At 69.9% G+C, this 14138-nt stretch carries 13 protein-coding genes and 1 pseudogene; 5 read left to right on the top strand and 9 right to left on the bottom strand.

Annotation, left to right across the window (positions count from 1 at the left end):
• The first annotated feature begins 59 nt into the window (after positions 1–59).
• The gene (locus H5411_RS09895; protein WP_183123635.1) at positions 60–3230 is read left to right on the top strand and encodes an AfsR/SARP family transcriptional regulator; all 3171 of its coding nucleotides are present in this window, start codon (positions 60–62) and stop codon (positions 3228–3230) included.
• 10 nt (positions 3231–3240) lie between these two features.
• A complete protein-coding gene (locus H5411_RS47475) occupies positions 3241–3588 on the top strand; it encodes a hypothetical protein (RefSeq protein ID WP_246368889.1) in 348 nt (115 codons plus the stop codon).
• 81 nt (positions 3589–3669) lie between these two features.
• Here H5411_RS47475 and H5411_RS09885 read toward each other — a convergent pair whose 3' ends face one another.
• Both H5411_RS09885 and H5411_RS09880 read right to left on the bottom strand, forming a co-directional pair.
• Entirely contained in the window at positions 3670–4470 is an 801-nt protein-coding gene (locus H5411_RS09885) for an ABC transporter permease (RefSeq protein WP_183123634.1), read from the bottom strand.
• A complete protein-coding gene (locus tag H5411_RS09880) occupies positions 4467–5444 on the bottom strand; it encodes an ATP-binding cassette domain-containing protein (protein WP_183123633.1) in 978 nt (325 codons plus the stop codon). Before H5411_RS09880 ends, H5411_RS09885 begins: the two co-directional genes overlap by 4 nt.
• Positions 5445–5552: 108 nt before the next feature.
• Here H5411_RS09880 and H5411_RS09875 point away from each other — a divergent pair, with 108 nt between their 5' ends.
• Positions 5553–6506, top strand: a complete 954-nt coding sequence (locus H5411_RS09875) for an endonuclease/exonuclease/phosphatase family protein (protein ID WP_183123632.1) — start codon at positions 5553–5555, stop codon at positions 6504–6506.
• The gene (locus tag H5411_RS09870; protein ID WP_183123631.1) at positions 6503–6781 is read left to right on the top strand and encodes a GNAT family protein; all 279 of its coding nucleotides are present in this window, start codon (positions 6503–6505) and stop codon (positions 6779–6781) included. The genes H5411_RS09875 and H5411_RS09870 overlap by 4 nt, the downstream gene beginning before the upstream one ends.
• On the opposite strand, the gene H5411_RS09865 is transcribed toward H5411_RS09870, so the two are convergent.
• From H5411_RS09865 to H5411_RS09855, 3 genes and pseudogenes are all read right to left on the bottom strand, one after another.
• Entirely contained in the window at positions 6768–7571 is an 804-nt protein-coding gene (locus H5411_RS09865) for an SIR2 family NAD-dependent protein deacylase (protein WP_183123630.1), read from the bottom strand. The two genes, H5411_RS09870 and H5411_RS09865, sit on opposite strands and share 14 nt — an antisense overlap.
• Positions 7564–7873 (bottom strand): annotated as a pseudogene (locus tag H5411_RS09860) (antibiotic biosynthesis monooxygenase family protein). Before H5411_RS09860 ends, H5411_RS09865 begins: the two are co-directional and overlap by 8 nt.
• A gap of 133 nt (positions 7874–8006) precedes the next feature.
• Complete coding sequence (locus H5411_RS09855; protein WP_246368888.1) at positions 8007–9431, bottom strand: M1 family metallopeptidase; 1425 nt, start codon at positions 9429–9431, stop codon at positions 8007–8009.
• A gap of 57 nt (positions 9432–9488) precedes the next feature.
• Here H5411_RS09855 and H5411_RS09850 point away from each other — a divergent pair, with 57 nt between their 5' ends.
• Entirely contained in the window at positions 9489–10241 is a 753-nt protein-coding gene (locus H5411_RS09850; protein WP_183123629.1) for an alpha/beta fold hydrolase, read from the top strand.
• Positions 10242–10287: 46 nt separating this feature from the next.
• Here the strand turns inward: H5411_RS09850 and H5411_RS09845 are convergent, their stop codons facing one another.
• The 4 genes from H5411_RS09845 to H5411_RS09830 form a co-directional block, all read right to left on the bottom strand.
• Entirely contained in the window at positions 10288–11241 is a 954-nt protein-coding gene (locus H5411_RS09845; RefSeq protein WP_183123628.1) for a peptidoglycan recognition protein family protein, read from the bottom strand.
• A gap of 90 nt (positions 11242–11331) precedes the next feature.
• Complete coding sequence (locus tag H5411_RS09840; RefSeq protein WP_183123627.1) at positions 11332–12207, bottom strand: HhH-GPD family protein; 876 nt, start codon at positions 12205–12207, stop codon at positions 11332–11334.
• 33 nt (positions 12208–12240) lie between these two features.
• The gene (locus H5411_RS09835) at positions 12241–12732 is read right to left on the bottom strand and encodes a beta-class carbonic anhydrase (RefSeq protein ID WP_183123626.1); all 492 of its coding nucleotides are present in this window, start codon (positions 12730–12732) and stop codon (positions 12241–12243) included.
• 165 nt (positions 12733–12897) lie between these two features.
• Complete coding sequence (locus tag H5411_RS09830) at positions 12898–13998, bottom strand: LacI family DNA-binding transcriptional regulator (protein WP_183123625.1); 1101 nt, start codon at positions 13996–13998, stop codon at positions 12898–12900.
• Positions 13999–14138: the final 140 nt, after the last annotated feature.

The following is a 14138-nucleotide window of genomic DNA, read 5'->3' as shown; positions in this document are numbered from 1 at the left end:
AGTCCACACTTACGTCGGTCTCCGGCGCGGCGTGGCGTTCGTCTGGAAAGCTGGACCTCATGCGCGTCGCGCTGCTGGGCCCGCTGCGAGCGGAGGGGGAGGACGGCACGCCGATCGACATCGGCGGAGCCCGGCTTCGCATGCTCCTTTCGCGGCTCGCCCTCGACGCCGGTCGCGCGGTTCCTGCCGAAGCGCTGATCGACGGCCTGTGGGGCGCGGAACCCCCGGCCGACGCGGCCAACGCGCTCCAGTCGCTCGTCTCGCGGCTGCGTCGCGCGCTGCGGCCCGCGGAAGCCGAGCTGGAGTCATCCAACGGTGGCTACCGGCTCGCGGTGCCTCCGGAGGCGGTGGATCTCCACCGGTTCGAGAAGCTGTCCGCGCAGGGCTGCCGGGAGCTTGCCGCTGGCCGGGACAGTGCTGCCGCCGAAGCGCTCGCTGCCGCGCTCGCATTGTGGCGCGGACCGGCGCTCGCGGACGTGCTGGACGCGCCGTTCGCCGCCGCGCCCGCGACCCTGCTGGAGGAGCGGCGCACCGAGACCACCGAGGACTGGTTCGAAGCAGAGCTGAGGCTGGGACGGCACGCGGATGTGCTCGCGGAACTCACCGCGGCCGCGCAGGCCCATCCGCTGCGGGAACGGTTGGCTGGCTTGCGGATCCGTGCGCTTTCCGCTGCTGGACGCCAGGCGGACGCACTCGCCGCGTACGCCGCGATCCGCACCACGCTGGCCGAAGAGCTGGGCGTCGACCCGTCGGCGGAGCTGCAGGAAGTGCATCTGCGTGCGCTGCGCGGCGAGTACACGCCGGTCGCCGCTGCGGTCGATCGGTTGCCGCAGCGGCTGACCAGCTTCATCGGCCGTACCGACGAGCTGAAACTGCTGGCCGAACTCCTCGAAGGAGCCCGGCTGGTCACGCTCGTCGGACCGGGCGGCGCGGGCAAGACCCGGCTCGCGACGGAAGCGGCGTCACGGCATCCGGCGCATTCGCGCGGCCTGGTGTGGTTCGTCCCGCTGGCTGGCGTGCGCGATGCCGAAGACGTGTTGTCCGCGTTGCTCAACGCGTTGGAGGTGCGCGATCTCCGGACGACGGAGACCGAGGCGAGGCGTCGGCAGGTCGATCCGTTCGAGCACGCGGTGGAGACGCTCGGCGGCGCGGAAGCGTTGCTGGTGCTGGACAACTGCGAACACGTCGTGGACGCCGCCGCGGAGCTGGCGGAGGACTTGCTGCGCCGGCTCCCGTCGTTGCGGGTGCTCGCCACGAGCCGCGAGCCGTTGGCGATTACCGGGGAAACGCTGTGCCCGCTCGGCCCGCTGCCGGTGCCGGACGAGGCCGCGCCGCCCGATGACGTCGGCACGCTCGATTCCGTCCGGCTGTTCCTCGACCGTGCGATGGCGGTACGGCCAGGTTTCCGGCTTGATGAGTCCACAGTGGACGCAGTGCGGCAGATCTGCCGCCGGCTCGACGGAATGCCGCTCGCGCTCGAACTCGCCGCCGCACGGCTGCGGTCGATGACGGCCGAACAGATCGCCGATCGCCTCGATGACCGGTTCCGGTTGCTTACCTCCGGCAGCCGGACTGCGTTGCCGCGTCAGCGCACGTTGCGCGCGGTGGTGGAGTGGAGCTGGGACCTGCTGAGCGACGCGGAGGTCCGGCTCGCGCGCAGGCTCGCCGTGTTCGCGGCGAGTTTTTCCGAGGAAGCGGTGGAAAACGTCTGCGCGGACGACGAACTGCCCGCGGAAGACATTGTGTACGTGCTGGGATCACTAGTCGAGAAGTCCATTGTGGACGTGGTGGGCACGCGGTATCGCCTGCTGGAAACGTTGCGCGCTTACGCGACCGAGCGGCTGGCCGAATCCGGCGAGCGGGAGCGGATGCGGGCCGCGATGGTCGCCTACTACGCGGAACTGGCGCACCGCAACGAACCGTTGGTGCGCGGGCGGGATCAGCTCCAGGCGATCGACGTGTACGAGCACGACAGTGACAACTTCACCTCCGCGCTGCGGGCGGCGATCGAGTCGGGCTCCGCGGAATTGGCGGCCCGGCTGCTGTACGGGATGTTCTGGTACCTGAACATCGCCGGTCAGAACGAGCGGGCCGCGGGGTTCGTGGACGAGGTGCTCGAACTGGGTCCCAAGCTGCCGCCGGACCTGACGGCGGGGTTGCGGTTGATTCAGGTGCTGGTCCAGGTCATGCCGGTGCCGCAGGAGAAGGCCGACGTCCGCGAGCTGATCGAAGAATGCCTGCGGACCGGTGCGGCGGAACGGAGTCCGTGGCTGTGGCTGGGGTTGCCGATCGTGGCTTACCTCCACGGCGAACGGGACCTGGCGAAGCGCGAGATCCGCCGGGCCGTCGAACGGGACGACGTCTGGGGTCGCGCAGCCGGACACTGGGCGGAGAGTTTCGTCCTCGGCGACATGGGCGACCTCGAGGGCGCGGAGCGGGCGCGGGAACTCGCTCACCAGGGCTTCGCCGAGGTCGGTGACCGGTGGGGGCTCGGCATGACGCACGGTTTCCGGGCCGCGGCGCAATCGCAGGCCGGGGATCACGAGGCGGCGATCGCCGGGTACACCGAGGGCCTGCGGCTGGCGATGGAGCTGCGGTCCAAAGACGACATCGTGCAGCAGTGGTGGCGGCTTGCGGTGGAACGGTCGCGCGCCGGCGATCAAGAGGGCGCGTGGCGGGACATGGAAGCGGCGGAACGCTACGCGTCTTCCGGCGGCAACAGCGGATTGCGCCTGATCGTGTTGCTCGGCCGCGCTGAGTTGCTGATCCGCGAGAACAACGTCGCGCAGGCGCGCGAGGTGTTCCGGCAACTGAAAGCGGCGCGGTCGGAATGGCCGACGCCGGAGGGCTTCGGAGAGGAATGGCTCGGCGCGATCGAAGCCGGGTTGCTGCTCGCCGAAGGACGTCCAGCGGAAGCGGAATCGCCGGTGTTCGCGGTGATCGACCAGGCGGCCGGGCGCTTCGACATGCCGGACCTGGCCGGCATGGTCGAGCTGCTGGCACGGATCCGGTACCGGCAGGGGCGGCTGGAGGACTCCGCGCGGATGCTCGCGCTGAGCGCGGTGGTGCGCGGACGGTTCGACCTGGGGAGCCCGGAGGTGCGGGAGCTGATCGCCGACCTGACCCGGGAGCTGGGCGCGGAACGGTACGAGGCGCTCGTGGCCGAAACCTCGCGGCTGGACCGGACCGAGGCGATCGAGGTGGTGCGCGCGGAACGCTCGCACGAGTAGGCCGTTATCGATGATGGTCCTGCCTGTCCTGCCTGACGCGTGGGCGAAGGCGGGGGTCCAGCCGCACGTCTACCCCGACGACCACCCGGTCACGCGACGGCTGCGCGACGCCAACGACGTCCTCGCCCGAAGCCGCCGCCGAGGAACTGGAACGCGCGGCGGAGCTCGTCGGACCGAGCGGATGCTGTATTCGACCGACTATCCGTACACGTTCGGCACTCGGCCTGGCGGGTTTCCTTGCCTGGACACCAGCGGCGGGGTCGCGCGGTCGTTTCTGCCGTTCAGCGAGGAAGAGAAGGCCGCCATCGGGTCTGGCAACTGGGAACGGCTGACCGGCCTTCTCGCGGCGAACCACTGAAAAAAGGGAGTGTCTGTGCCCGGCTGTGGAACCCGGACACAGACACTCACCACGGCGTCCACACCCCCGTGAAGGACGCCCTCAGACCCGCTTGCGGTAGGCCCACGTCGCGAGCGGGAAGAACACCACGACCGCGCCGGCCATCCACGCCAGTGCGCCCAGGAGGGAACCGCCGTACGCGCCGCCGTTGAGGAGGCCGCGCATCACGTCGGACATCAGGCTCACCGGGCTGATGTCCGCCCAGGCCTTGAGCCAGCCCGGCATCGTGGCGGTCGGGAGGAACACGTTGCTGCCGAACGTCAGCGGCATGATGAAGACGAACATCAGGCCCTGTGCCGCGCCCGGGGATTTCATCAGCATCCCGACGAACACCGAACCCCAGCAGAAGCACAGGCCGAACGCGACCGCCAGCAGGATCGCGAGCACGAACTCCGCGGGACCGGTCTGCACGCGGAAGCCCATCACGGTCGCCACGGTCAGCAGCACCGCGAGGCACACCACGTACCGCACGAGGTCCGCGAGCACCGCGCCGATCAGCGGAGCCGAGCGGGCGATCGGCATGGCGCGGAAGCGGTCGAAGACGCCCTTCGTGATGTCGGTGTTGAGCTGCGTGCCGACCGTCAGCGAGGCCTGCAGGACGTTCATCACGATCAGGCCCGGCACGAACGACTGCAGGTAGTTCTCGATCGAACCGCCCAGCGCGTTGCCGAACAGGTAGGTGAACATCAGCAGGAAGATGATCGGCATCAGCGTGACGTCGGCCAGCTGTTCCGGATTCTTGCGGATCTTCAGGATTCCTCGCCAGGCAAGCGAAAACGCGTGCTTCGCGCCCTGGGCGGGACTGATGTGCCGGGGCGGGGCCGCGGCGGTCGCGGTGGTCATGACCGGCTCCGTTCGAGTTCGCGCTCCGGCTTCGGCTCTTCAGCGGTGTGTCCGGTCAGCGCGAGGAACACCTCGTCGAGGCTGGGCAGCCGCAGCGCCAGTTCGTCGGAGGTGATGCCCGCCGAGTCGAGGCGGCGCACCAGCGTGGACAGCAGCACCGGGTCGGACACCGGAGCGGTCAGCAACCCGGTCGCGTTGTCGCGGACCGGGCGGACGCCGGTGAGTTCGGCCAGGATGCGGTCGACCTCGTCGAGGTCGCTCAGCGAGGTCGGCCGCACCTGCAGCGTCTGCCCGCCGACCCGCCGCTTCAGCTCGTCGGCTCGCCCGTCGGCGACCACGTGGCCGTGGTCGAACACGGTGATCCGGTCGGCCAGCTGGTCGGCCTCCTCCAGGTACTGCGTGGTGAGCAGCACCGTGGCGCCGTCGGCGACGAGGCTGCGGACGACCGCCCACACCTCGTTGCGCGCGTGCGGGTCGAGTCCGGTGGTCGGCTCGTCCAGATACAGCACGGCGGGACGGCCGACGAGGCTCGCCGCCAGGTCGAGCCTGCGCCGCATGCCGCCGGAATACGTGCGGATCGGCCGCTTGGCCGCGTCGGTCAGCTCGAACCGCTCCAGCAGTTCGGTCGCCCGGGCCCGCGCGTCGGCCCGGGACAGGTTCAGCAGTTTGCCGATCAGCACCAGGTTTTCGGTGCCGCTCAGATCCTCGTCCACCGACGCGTACTGCCCGGTGAGCCCGATCAGGCCGCGCACCCGGACCGGGTCGCGGACCACGTCGTAACCCCCGACCGTGGCCCGGCCCGCGTCGGGTCTCAGCAGGGTCGCCAGGATGCGGACCGCAGTCGTCTTGCCCGCGCCGTTCGGCCCGAGCACCCCGACCACCTTCCCGAACGGGACCTCCAGGTCCACCCCGTCCAGCGCCTTCGTCTCCCCGAAATGCTTGACCAGGCCCTCGGCCTGGATCGCGTGCGACATGTCGCCTCCTCCTGTGTCGCTCCAACACACTGTGGACGGAGGCGCTGGCAAGCCGCGCACACGGCGCTGACACGGACCTGTCAGCGCCCGCCCGGCATACTCGGGATCATGGTGATGGAGGCGCGGACGCGAACCCGGCTGGTCACGGGCCTGCTCGTGCTGGTCGGACTGCCGCTGCTGACAGTGGCCGTGCTGCGCACGATCGGCTGGGACGGCAGCGGCTGGTACTTGACCGCGCTGCTGGCGCTGACGCCGTACGTCGTCATCTACGGCGTGCTGCTCGCCGCGCTCGCGCTGGTGCTGCGCCGCTGGTGGATCGGCGGCATCGCGCTCGCGTTGTCCGCGCTGCTGGCGGTGTACGTCGTGCCGCGGGTGACGTCCGACGACCAGCCCGCCGCGCACGGGAAGACGGTGCGCGTGCTGGCGGCCAACCTCTACCTGGGCCAGGCCGATCCGGCGGCGCTCGTGCGGCTGGTCCGGGAGCAGCGGGTCGACGTGCTGAACCTGCTGGAGATGACACCGGCCGCGATGTCCGGGCTGGAGAAGGCCGGGCTGTTCCAGACGCTGCCGTACCGGGTCCTGCATCCGGCGTCCGGGGTGGACGGTTCCGGCATCGTGTCGCGGTATCCGCTCACCGAAGAGGACTACACCGGCGATTCGGCCCAGAAACAGCCCGGCGCGGCGGCCGATCTCGGCGGCGGGACGACGCTGGAGATCGTGGCGGCGCATCCGCGTTCGCCGGATTCCGGGTATTACCAGTGGGAACAGGAGATGCGGGACCTGTCGCGCGCGATCGGTGAACACGGCCTGCGCGTGGTGGCCGGCGATTTCAACGCGACCGTCGACCACGCCGCGCTGCGTACCGTGCTGTCCCGCGGTTACGTCGACGCGGCGGAGGCTCGCGGCGACGGCCTGATCCCGACCTGGTCGACGTCGGCGGTTCCGCTCGTGCCGCTGGACCACGTGCTGGTGGACCGCCGGATGGCGATCCGGGATTACCAGGTGCTCGACGTGCCCGGCAGCGACCACCGGGCGGTTTGCGCGGAGGTGCAGCTGCCGTGACGACCTTGCGGCCAAGCCGAGGGGAAGCCGAATACCCGCGGCTGCTGGAGGTCTGGCGCAGCGCCGTCGAGGCGTCGCATCATTTCCTCGTGCGGGCGGGTCGGCATTGCTGCGCGCGGCACTGGACCGCTTCCCCGAAACTCACGCTGGACGTGAACGAGCAGAACCCAGGAGCGGTCGGTTTCTATCTGCACCACGGGTTCGAGGTGGCCGGACGACAGGAGGCCGATTCGGACGGCCGCCCGTTTCCCTTGCTGCAGCTCAAGCGAGTTTGACCAACGTCTCCAGTGCACCGGCGGCGAGGGAAATCCCGCGTCCGTGCCGGATCTGCGGCTCGCGCGGGTTGATCCGGATCAGCGCGCCCGTCGCCGCGCTGGCGAGTTCGGAATACCGGCGCACCGTCGGAACCGCTTGCCCGGCACCGATTTCGACCACCACCGCGTCGCGATGCGCGCGCCGCCATTCGGCCAGCTCGTCCAGCTGCTCCTGACTACGGTCGGGAACCCAGTCGAAATCGCCGAACATCAGGATGTTGGGACGGGCCAGACTGCCGCAACGCGGACAGGACGGCAGCGGCGGCCGGGCACGCATGGTCGCCTCGTCCAGCTCGACCGTGATGTCGTCCGCCGACCAGATCTCCCGCGAACATCCGGCGAGGCACTGCAGATGATGGATCGACCCGTGCGCCTCGGCGACGTGCGGGAATCCCGCCGCCTGGAACTGTCCGTCCACATTGGACGTGAAAACCCGCACGCCGCCGGGTTTCGCCAGCCCCCATTCGAGCAGCAGGCCGAATCCGCGGTGCGGCACCGTTTTCCGGTACAGGTGCAGCCGGTGCCCGTAGAAGCCCCAGGCCAGCTCCGGGTCCGACGCGAAATGCTGCGGATCGGCCAGCTCCTCGAATCGCAGCCCGAGGCCGGCGTACGGCGGATAGGCCCGCCAGAACCCTTCCCCGCCCCGAAAATCGGGCAGGCCGGAGTCGACGCCCATCCCGGCGCCGGCGCACACGAGCAGCGCGCCGGCGTCGCGGATCAGCTCGGCGGCGCGGGCGAGTTCGTCACTCACCCGGCTTCGAGGCCTGGACGACTTCGAACTCCAGCAGGTTCGCGCCGGTCGACACCGGACTCTTGCGCTCGCCCGCGTGCGCCTCGCGTGCCGGGCCCTTCGCCCAGGCCTGGTAGTGCTCCTCGGTCTCCCACTTCGTGTACACGAAGTAGCGCTTCTCGCCCGCGACCGGGCGGAGCAGCTCGAAGCCGAGGAATCCCTCCTGGTTGTCGACGGAGTGCAGCCGCGCGGCGAAGCGCTTCTCCAGCTCCGGGCCTGCGCCTTTCGGGGACTTCGATTGCGTTGATCTTGACCACTGCCATGCCCCCAGGGTACTTACGGCTGGCCCGGTTACGCGGTTCGTGCCGCCCTGCTCACAGTGGGGGAAGGCGAAGCCTTCGGCCCCGAATCGGCCCGCAACCTGCGGTTTCCCGCACCGACCAGCGAGCCCGCCGGTCAGGGCCGCAACCCGCCCGGGTAGAGGTCGGCGTCCGCGGGCAGCTTGGTCCCGTGGAACCAGTCGTTGAGGAACCCGCTCAGATCACGCCCGGCGACCTTCGATACGAGCTTCTCGAAGTCCGACCACGTCGCGTTGCCGTTGCGATGCTGGCTCACCCATTCGTGCAGCACCTTCTCGAACCCGGGTTCGCCCAGTTCCCGCCGCAGCGCGTGCACGGCGAGGATGCCCTTGTCGTACGCACCCTCGAACAGGTGCTCCGGCCCCATGTCGACCAGCTTCTGGCCCCAGAAATCTGTGCTGCCCCTGGTGATTTCGACGGCCGCGCGGTAGCGGTCGTCCAGGTTCTGGCCCTCGCGTTCGCCCCACATCCACTGCGCGTAGGACGCGAAGCACTCGTTCAGGCAGATGTCCGCCCACGAGTTGAGCGATACCGAATCGCCGAACCACTGGTGTGCGTTCTCGTGCACCAGGGTCAGGATTTCCGCCCATTTCGCATAAGTGGGACGGGTCTGCGTTTCCAGGGAGAAGTGGATGTTCTCGTCGAGGTAGATGCCGCCGGCCGCGCTCTGCGGGTATTTGCCGAACTTGCTTTCCAGGAACGAGATCACTTCCGGGAGCCGGTCGCCGGTCGCCTCGCGGGGTTCGGCGCCGGGCGCGTACCCGGAGATGATCGGCGTGCCGTCCGGCAGCGTGGACCGCTGCACGGTGAATTTGTCGATCGCGATCGTCGTCAGGTAGCTGGCGATCGGGTTCGGGTCGGTCCAGGTCGTGGTGGTTTTGCCGTCCTTGGCGCTGGTGCCCTGGTCCCGGCCGTTGGACAGCACCGTCCAGCCGGCGGGCACGTGCGCGGTCAGCGTGAAGGTCGCTTTGTCCCGCGGGGTTTCGTTGACCGGGTACCAGAACGACGCCGAATGCGGCTCGCCGACCAGGTACGCGCCGCCGTCCTCGGAGCGGGCCCAGCCGTTTTCCGATCCGCCGTCGTGCGGGGTTTTCGCCGGAACACCCGAATAGCGCACGCGCGTCCGGAACGTCGAACCTGACCGCAGGGGCTCGGCCGGCGTCACGACCAGCTTGTTCTTCTCCCGGCTGTACTTCGCCGGTTTCCCGTCGATCTCCACCCCGGAGACGTCCAGTCCGCGCAGGTCGAGGTCGAACCGGCTGAGGTCCTGCGTGGCTTTCGCGGAGACCGTGGTGTCGCCGTCGAGGCGGCCGCTCGGCGGGTCGTAGCTGACGTCGACGTGGTAGTCGAGGGCGTCGTACCCGCCGTTGCCGTCCTCCGGGAAGTACGGATCGCCCGCGCTGCCCGCGCCTGGTGCCGGATGCAGGGGCGGCGGTGGCGGAGCAGCGGGTTCGGCGGGGCTGCACGCGGACAGCGCAAGCACGCCGGTGAGGGCGAGGACGGCGATCTGGCGGCTGCGCATTCCTTCACCCTAGGGCCAGGTTTGTGGTGAAGTAGCCGCGTAAACCCAGGAGGACTAATGCGACCAGGCCTGATCGACTTCGGCGGCGACGAACGCCCTGGCGTGTCGATCCTGCTGTTGCACGGGCTGATGGGCCGCGCTCGCACCTGGTGGCCGGTCGCGCAGTGGCTCAAGCGGTACGGCCGGGTGCGCGCCCTCGACGCCCGCGGTCACGGCCGTGCGCCGCACACCGGGCCGTGGACCACCGAGCAGTTCGCCGAGGACGTCGCGGACGTGCTGGCCGGCCTCGGTCCGTCCGTGCTGATCGGCCATTCGATGGGCGGGCTGCACGCGTGGGCCACCGCGGCGAAGTACCCGGAGCTGGTACGCGCGGTGGTCAGCGAGGATTTCGCGCCGGACCAGCGCGGACGCACCGTCGAGACCTGGCGCGGCTACTTCGAGAGCTGGCCGGTGCCGTTCGAATCGCTGGCCCACGTGCGCGAGTTCTTCGGCACCGCGGGCGACTACTTCACCGAATGCGTCGAGGAGCGCGAAGACGGCTATCACCTGATCGCCGACCTGGAGAATCTCTACGAGATCGCCGCCGAATGGGGCCGCCGCGACTACTGGTCCATTGTGGACGGTATTCGCTGTCCGCTGCTTCTGGTCGAGGGCGAGCACACCGCGATGCCCGCGGGTCAGCAAGCCGAGGTCGCGGCGCGCGTCCCCGGCGCGAAGCACCTGATCGTGTCCGGTTCGGCGCATCTGCCGCATGCCGAGGCGCCGGAGACGTATCGCGGGGCGGTGGAGGCGTTCCTGTCCGGCCTGTGACGCCTCACGTGTGCCGCCCTCGCTGGCACGCGTGAGGCGTCCCCGGTCAGCGGGCCAGCTCGGCGCGCCAGGCGGCGGTCGAGCGGTCCGCCGGCACGATCAACGGCCAGATGTCCGAGCCGAGGTAGGCGGATTCGGCGCTCGCCCGGGCCGCGGTGCAGCTGTCCCGGGAGAGCCCGTGCTCGGCGGCCAGCGCGGATACGGCGTCCGCGGTCGCCTTGCCGAACACGCCGTCGGTGGGCACGCCGAACCCGGCGGCGCGCAGGAAACGTTGCGCGGTCATCACCTTCGGACCGGTGTCACCCGGTTTGAGCAGCGGCCACTCGGGTGCGTCGAGCCGCGCGACGGAGACGCCGAGCTGCCGGCCGACCGCATTGCGCAGCTCGGGGAGCCGGTTGTAGAGCACCTGGCCGCAGCACTCGGTCGAGTTGAAATCGCGGTGGCCCTTGATGAACTCGGGGCTGATGCCGTATTGGTGCGCGATGTAGGCGATCAGCTGCACGAGCGAGTTCCAGAGCGCGACTGGCACGTCGACCGTGCTGTAGAGGCCCTCGTTCTCGATGCCGAGGCATTCGCTGTTGTGGTTGGCCACGTTCGCGCCCTGCACGTGCTGCTTCCCGCCGCGCAGGATTTCGAGGCTGCGGTGCCGACCTTCGGTGACGAACCCGCCGCGGCTGTTCGTGAACTGCTGGCCGGTGTCGATCCAGCCGCGGGTGTCCATGTGGAAGTTCTGGATGTCCCGCGAGATCTGCAGCGCGTGCGCCAGCGAATAGTCGGTGTTGTTGCCGGGGTCGACGGTGTGGTGCACCACGATGTACGTCGGCTTGTGGTTCTCCACCACGATCGCGCCGGACGCGGGCCGGGCGTTCCACTCGGCCGTCGAGTGGATGACCGGGGTGGTGACGGCTGCCGCGGATCTCGCCGTGGCGAAGCCCAGCGCGCCCACGGCGGTGGCGGTGAGGCCGCCCTTCAAGACAGCACGACGCGTTGCTTCCCCCATGCGGAACTCCTCAGCCAGCAAGTGCGACGGGGGAAAGCTAACCCGGCACCCCGGCGGCAACAACTTTTTGCCGACTTTCGTCGTAGTGCGTCAGTGTTCCCCAGGGAGCGCGAACAGTCCGTCGCGGGTTTGCTCCAGCAGACCGTCCACGAGCAGCGAGTCCAGGCACCGGTCGCGCTGGCCGGATTCGTGCCACACGAGATCCAGCCGTGCTTTCTCGACCGGTCCCTCGGCACCGCGCAGGACGTCCAGCAGCAGCCCGCGCACCTGCCGGTCGGTCCCGGCGAACTTCTGCACCGGCTTGGCCGGACCGGCGTATTCGGGACGGCCGTTGCGCTGCCACGCGCATTCGGTGTAAATCGGGCAGTCCGCGCACTTCGGCGACCGCGCGGTGCAGATCAGCGCGCCCAGTTCCATCAGCGCCGCGGACAGCTTCGCCGCTGGTGCGTCCTCGGCGGGCAGCAGCGCTTCGACGTCCGCCATGTCGCGGGTATTCGACGCCGGACCAGCGTCTCCCGCGCCATGAACGGCACGCGCGACCACCCGTCGGACGTTCGTGTCCACCACCGGCGCGCGCTTGCCGTACGCGAACGCCGCCACCGCGCGCGCCGTGTACGCGCCAATGCCGGGCAGCGCGAGCAGTGTGTCCACATCGGACGGCACGACGTCGCCGTGCTCCTGAGCGATGACGGTGGCGGCGGCGTGCAGCCGAAGCGCGCGACGCGGGTAGCCGAGCTTGCCCCACGCGCGCACGACCTCGCCGGTCGTCTCCGCGGCCAGCGCGGAGGGCACCGGCCAGCGAGCCATCCATTCCAGCCAGATCGGCTGGACGCGCGAGACCGGCGTCTGCTGCAGCATGATTTCGCTGACCAGCACGCCCCACGCCGAGCAGTCCGGCTCCCGCCACGGCAGGTCCCGGCCGACCTCGGCGAACCAGTCGATCAGAACATCGGTGTCTAGGCCCACCCCGCCATTGAATACGACCGAATACGACTGCCCTTACTTGACCTCGGTCAGGCTCCCGGCCTTCACGTCGTAGACGAATCCGCGCACGTTGTCGGTGTGCAGGAGGAAGTCGCTGCGCCGGGCGCGCTCCATCGAGGTGCGCACGCTGTCCTCGACCTTGCGGAACGCCTCGACCGCCCAGGTCGGCCGCAGCCCGGTGGCGGACTCCAGCTCGTCCTTGAACTCGTCCTCGGTGACCGTGGAGAGGCCGCAGTCGGTGTGCTGGACGATCAGCACCTCGCGGGTGCCGAGCTTGCGCTGGCTGAGCGCGAGCGAGCGGATCATGTCGTCGGTCACCACACCGCCCGCGTTGCGCAGCACGTGCGCCTCGCCCTGCAGCAGGCCGAAGATCTCGAACACCCGGATCCGGGCGTCCATGCAGGTCAGGATCGACACCTGCAGCGACGGCTTGGGGGAGGACCGGTCACCGGGAACGATGTTCCCGATTTCCCGGTTGCGCTTGAGCAGCACGTCGATGGAGGTCATGGGACACCTTTCGGCCTGCGCTTCCCCGCTGGTCGCGGGCGGTTCCGTCCAATGGAACCGGCCCGGGGCCGCCCGCACAACGCGGTGGGCGGGAAATCACGGCGAAGGCTGGGGTGACTCGCGAGTGGCGATCACGGGTTTTCACCGCGATTGCCGCGCACGAAGTCACCCGCCGAACCAGGGCTCCTCGACCGTCCGCGGCGGCGCCGACGTGCGGCCGACCCGCAGTTCGGTCGGCAGCGTGATGACCTTCGGTCCGACGCGCTCGGCCGAGCTGAGCAGCAGCCGTCCGGCCACCTTGCCCTTCTCCAGGACCGGCTGGTGCACCGTCGTGAGCCCGGAACGCTCCGCCTCGGCGATGCCGTCGAAGCCGGTCACCGTGAGGTCGAGCGGCACCCGCAGCCCGCGTCGCGCGGCCTCGGCCAGCGCGCCGAGCGCGAGGATGTCCGACGTGCAGACCAGGGCCGTGACCTGCGGATACGCGTCCAGCAGCTGACGCGCGGCAGAGGCGCCGTCGTCCACCGTGTGGTCGAAGCGCTCGACGACCGGCACGGTCGCCCAGTCGACGCCCGCCGAGGAAAACGCCGTCGCCAGCGCTTCCAGCCGGGTGCGCTGCACGTGGAAGTGCGCGCCGCTCTGGCGTTCGGCGGTCACGAAATCGTCGTTGCGCTCGCGGCCGAGCCGCATGCAGAGGACGCCGATCTGCCGATGGCCGAGCGCCACCAGATGGTCGGCGAGCTGCGTCACAGCGGCCGCGTCGTCCGGGCCGACCCGGTCCACGCCGTCGATCCGGGGCTGGTCGATGATCACCGTCGGCACGGGCCGTTCGAGGACGGCCGCGAGATGCGGGTCGTCGTCCGGCACGGAGTACACGACGAACCCGTCCACGCCCGCGCGGTGCACCGCGGCGAGGTCCTCGCGGCCGGGGCTGGCCGGCACGAGATGCAGGCCGACGCCCGCGTCCTCGCAGGCCAGCGCGAGCCCTTCGAGCACGCCGACGGCGGCCGGGTCGCGGAAGGCGTAGGAGAGGTTCTCGGTCAGCAGCAGTCCGACCGCGCCCGCCTTGCGGGTGCGCAGCGACCGCGCGACCGGGTCGGGGCCGGGGTAGCCGAGCCGCCGCGCGGTCTCGAGCACCCTGCGGCGCAGTTCGGGGGAGAGCTGATCCGGGCGGTTGTAGGCGTTGGACACGGTGGTCCTGGACACCCCGAGTTCCGCCGCGAGCGACGCCAATGTCGCCTGCCTCCGGGTGCGAATAGGACGGCCCATCCGCAAACCGTAACGGTTCAGATCGTTTTCCAGAAGCGACACCCCTGTGGTGAGCGTCTCGATCCGTTCGGTGATCAAGAGCGCGTACGGCCACCCGGTGGAGTGAGGTTCGCCGTTCGGATGGGGTAAGGTGAATCTGA

The sequence above is a fragment of the Amycolatopsis echigonensis genome (genome assembly GCF_014174495.1).
GTDB classification, from domain to species: Bacteria; Actinomycetota; Actinomycetes; order Mycobacteriales; family Pseudonocardiaceae; genus Amycolatopsis; species Amycolatopsis echigonensis.
This window is presented reverse-complemented; position numbering and strand designations above follow the sequence as displayed.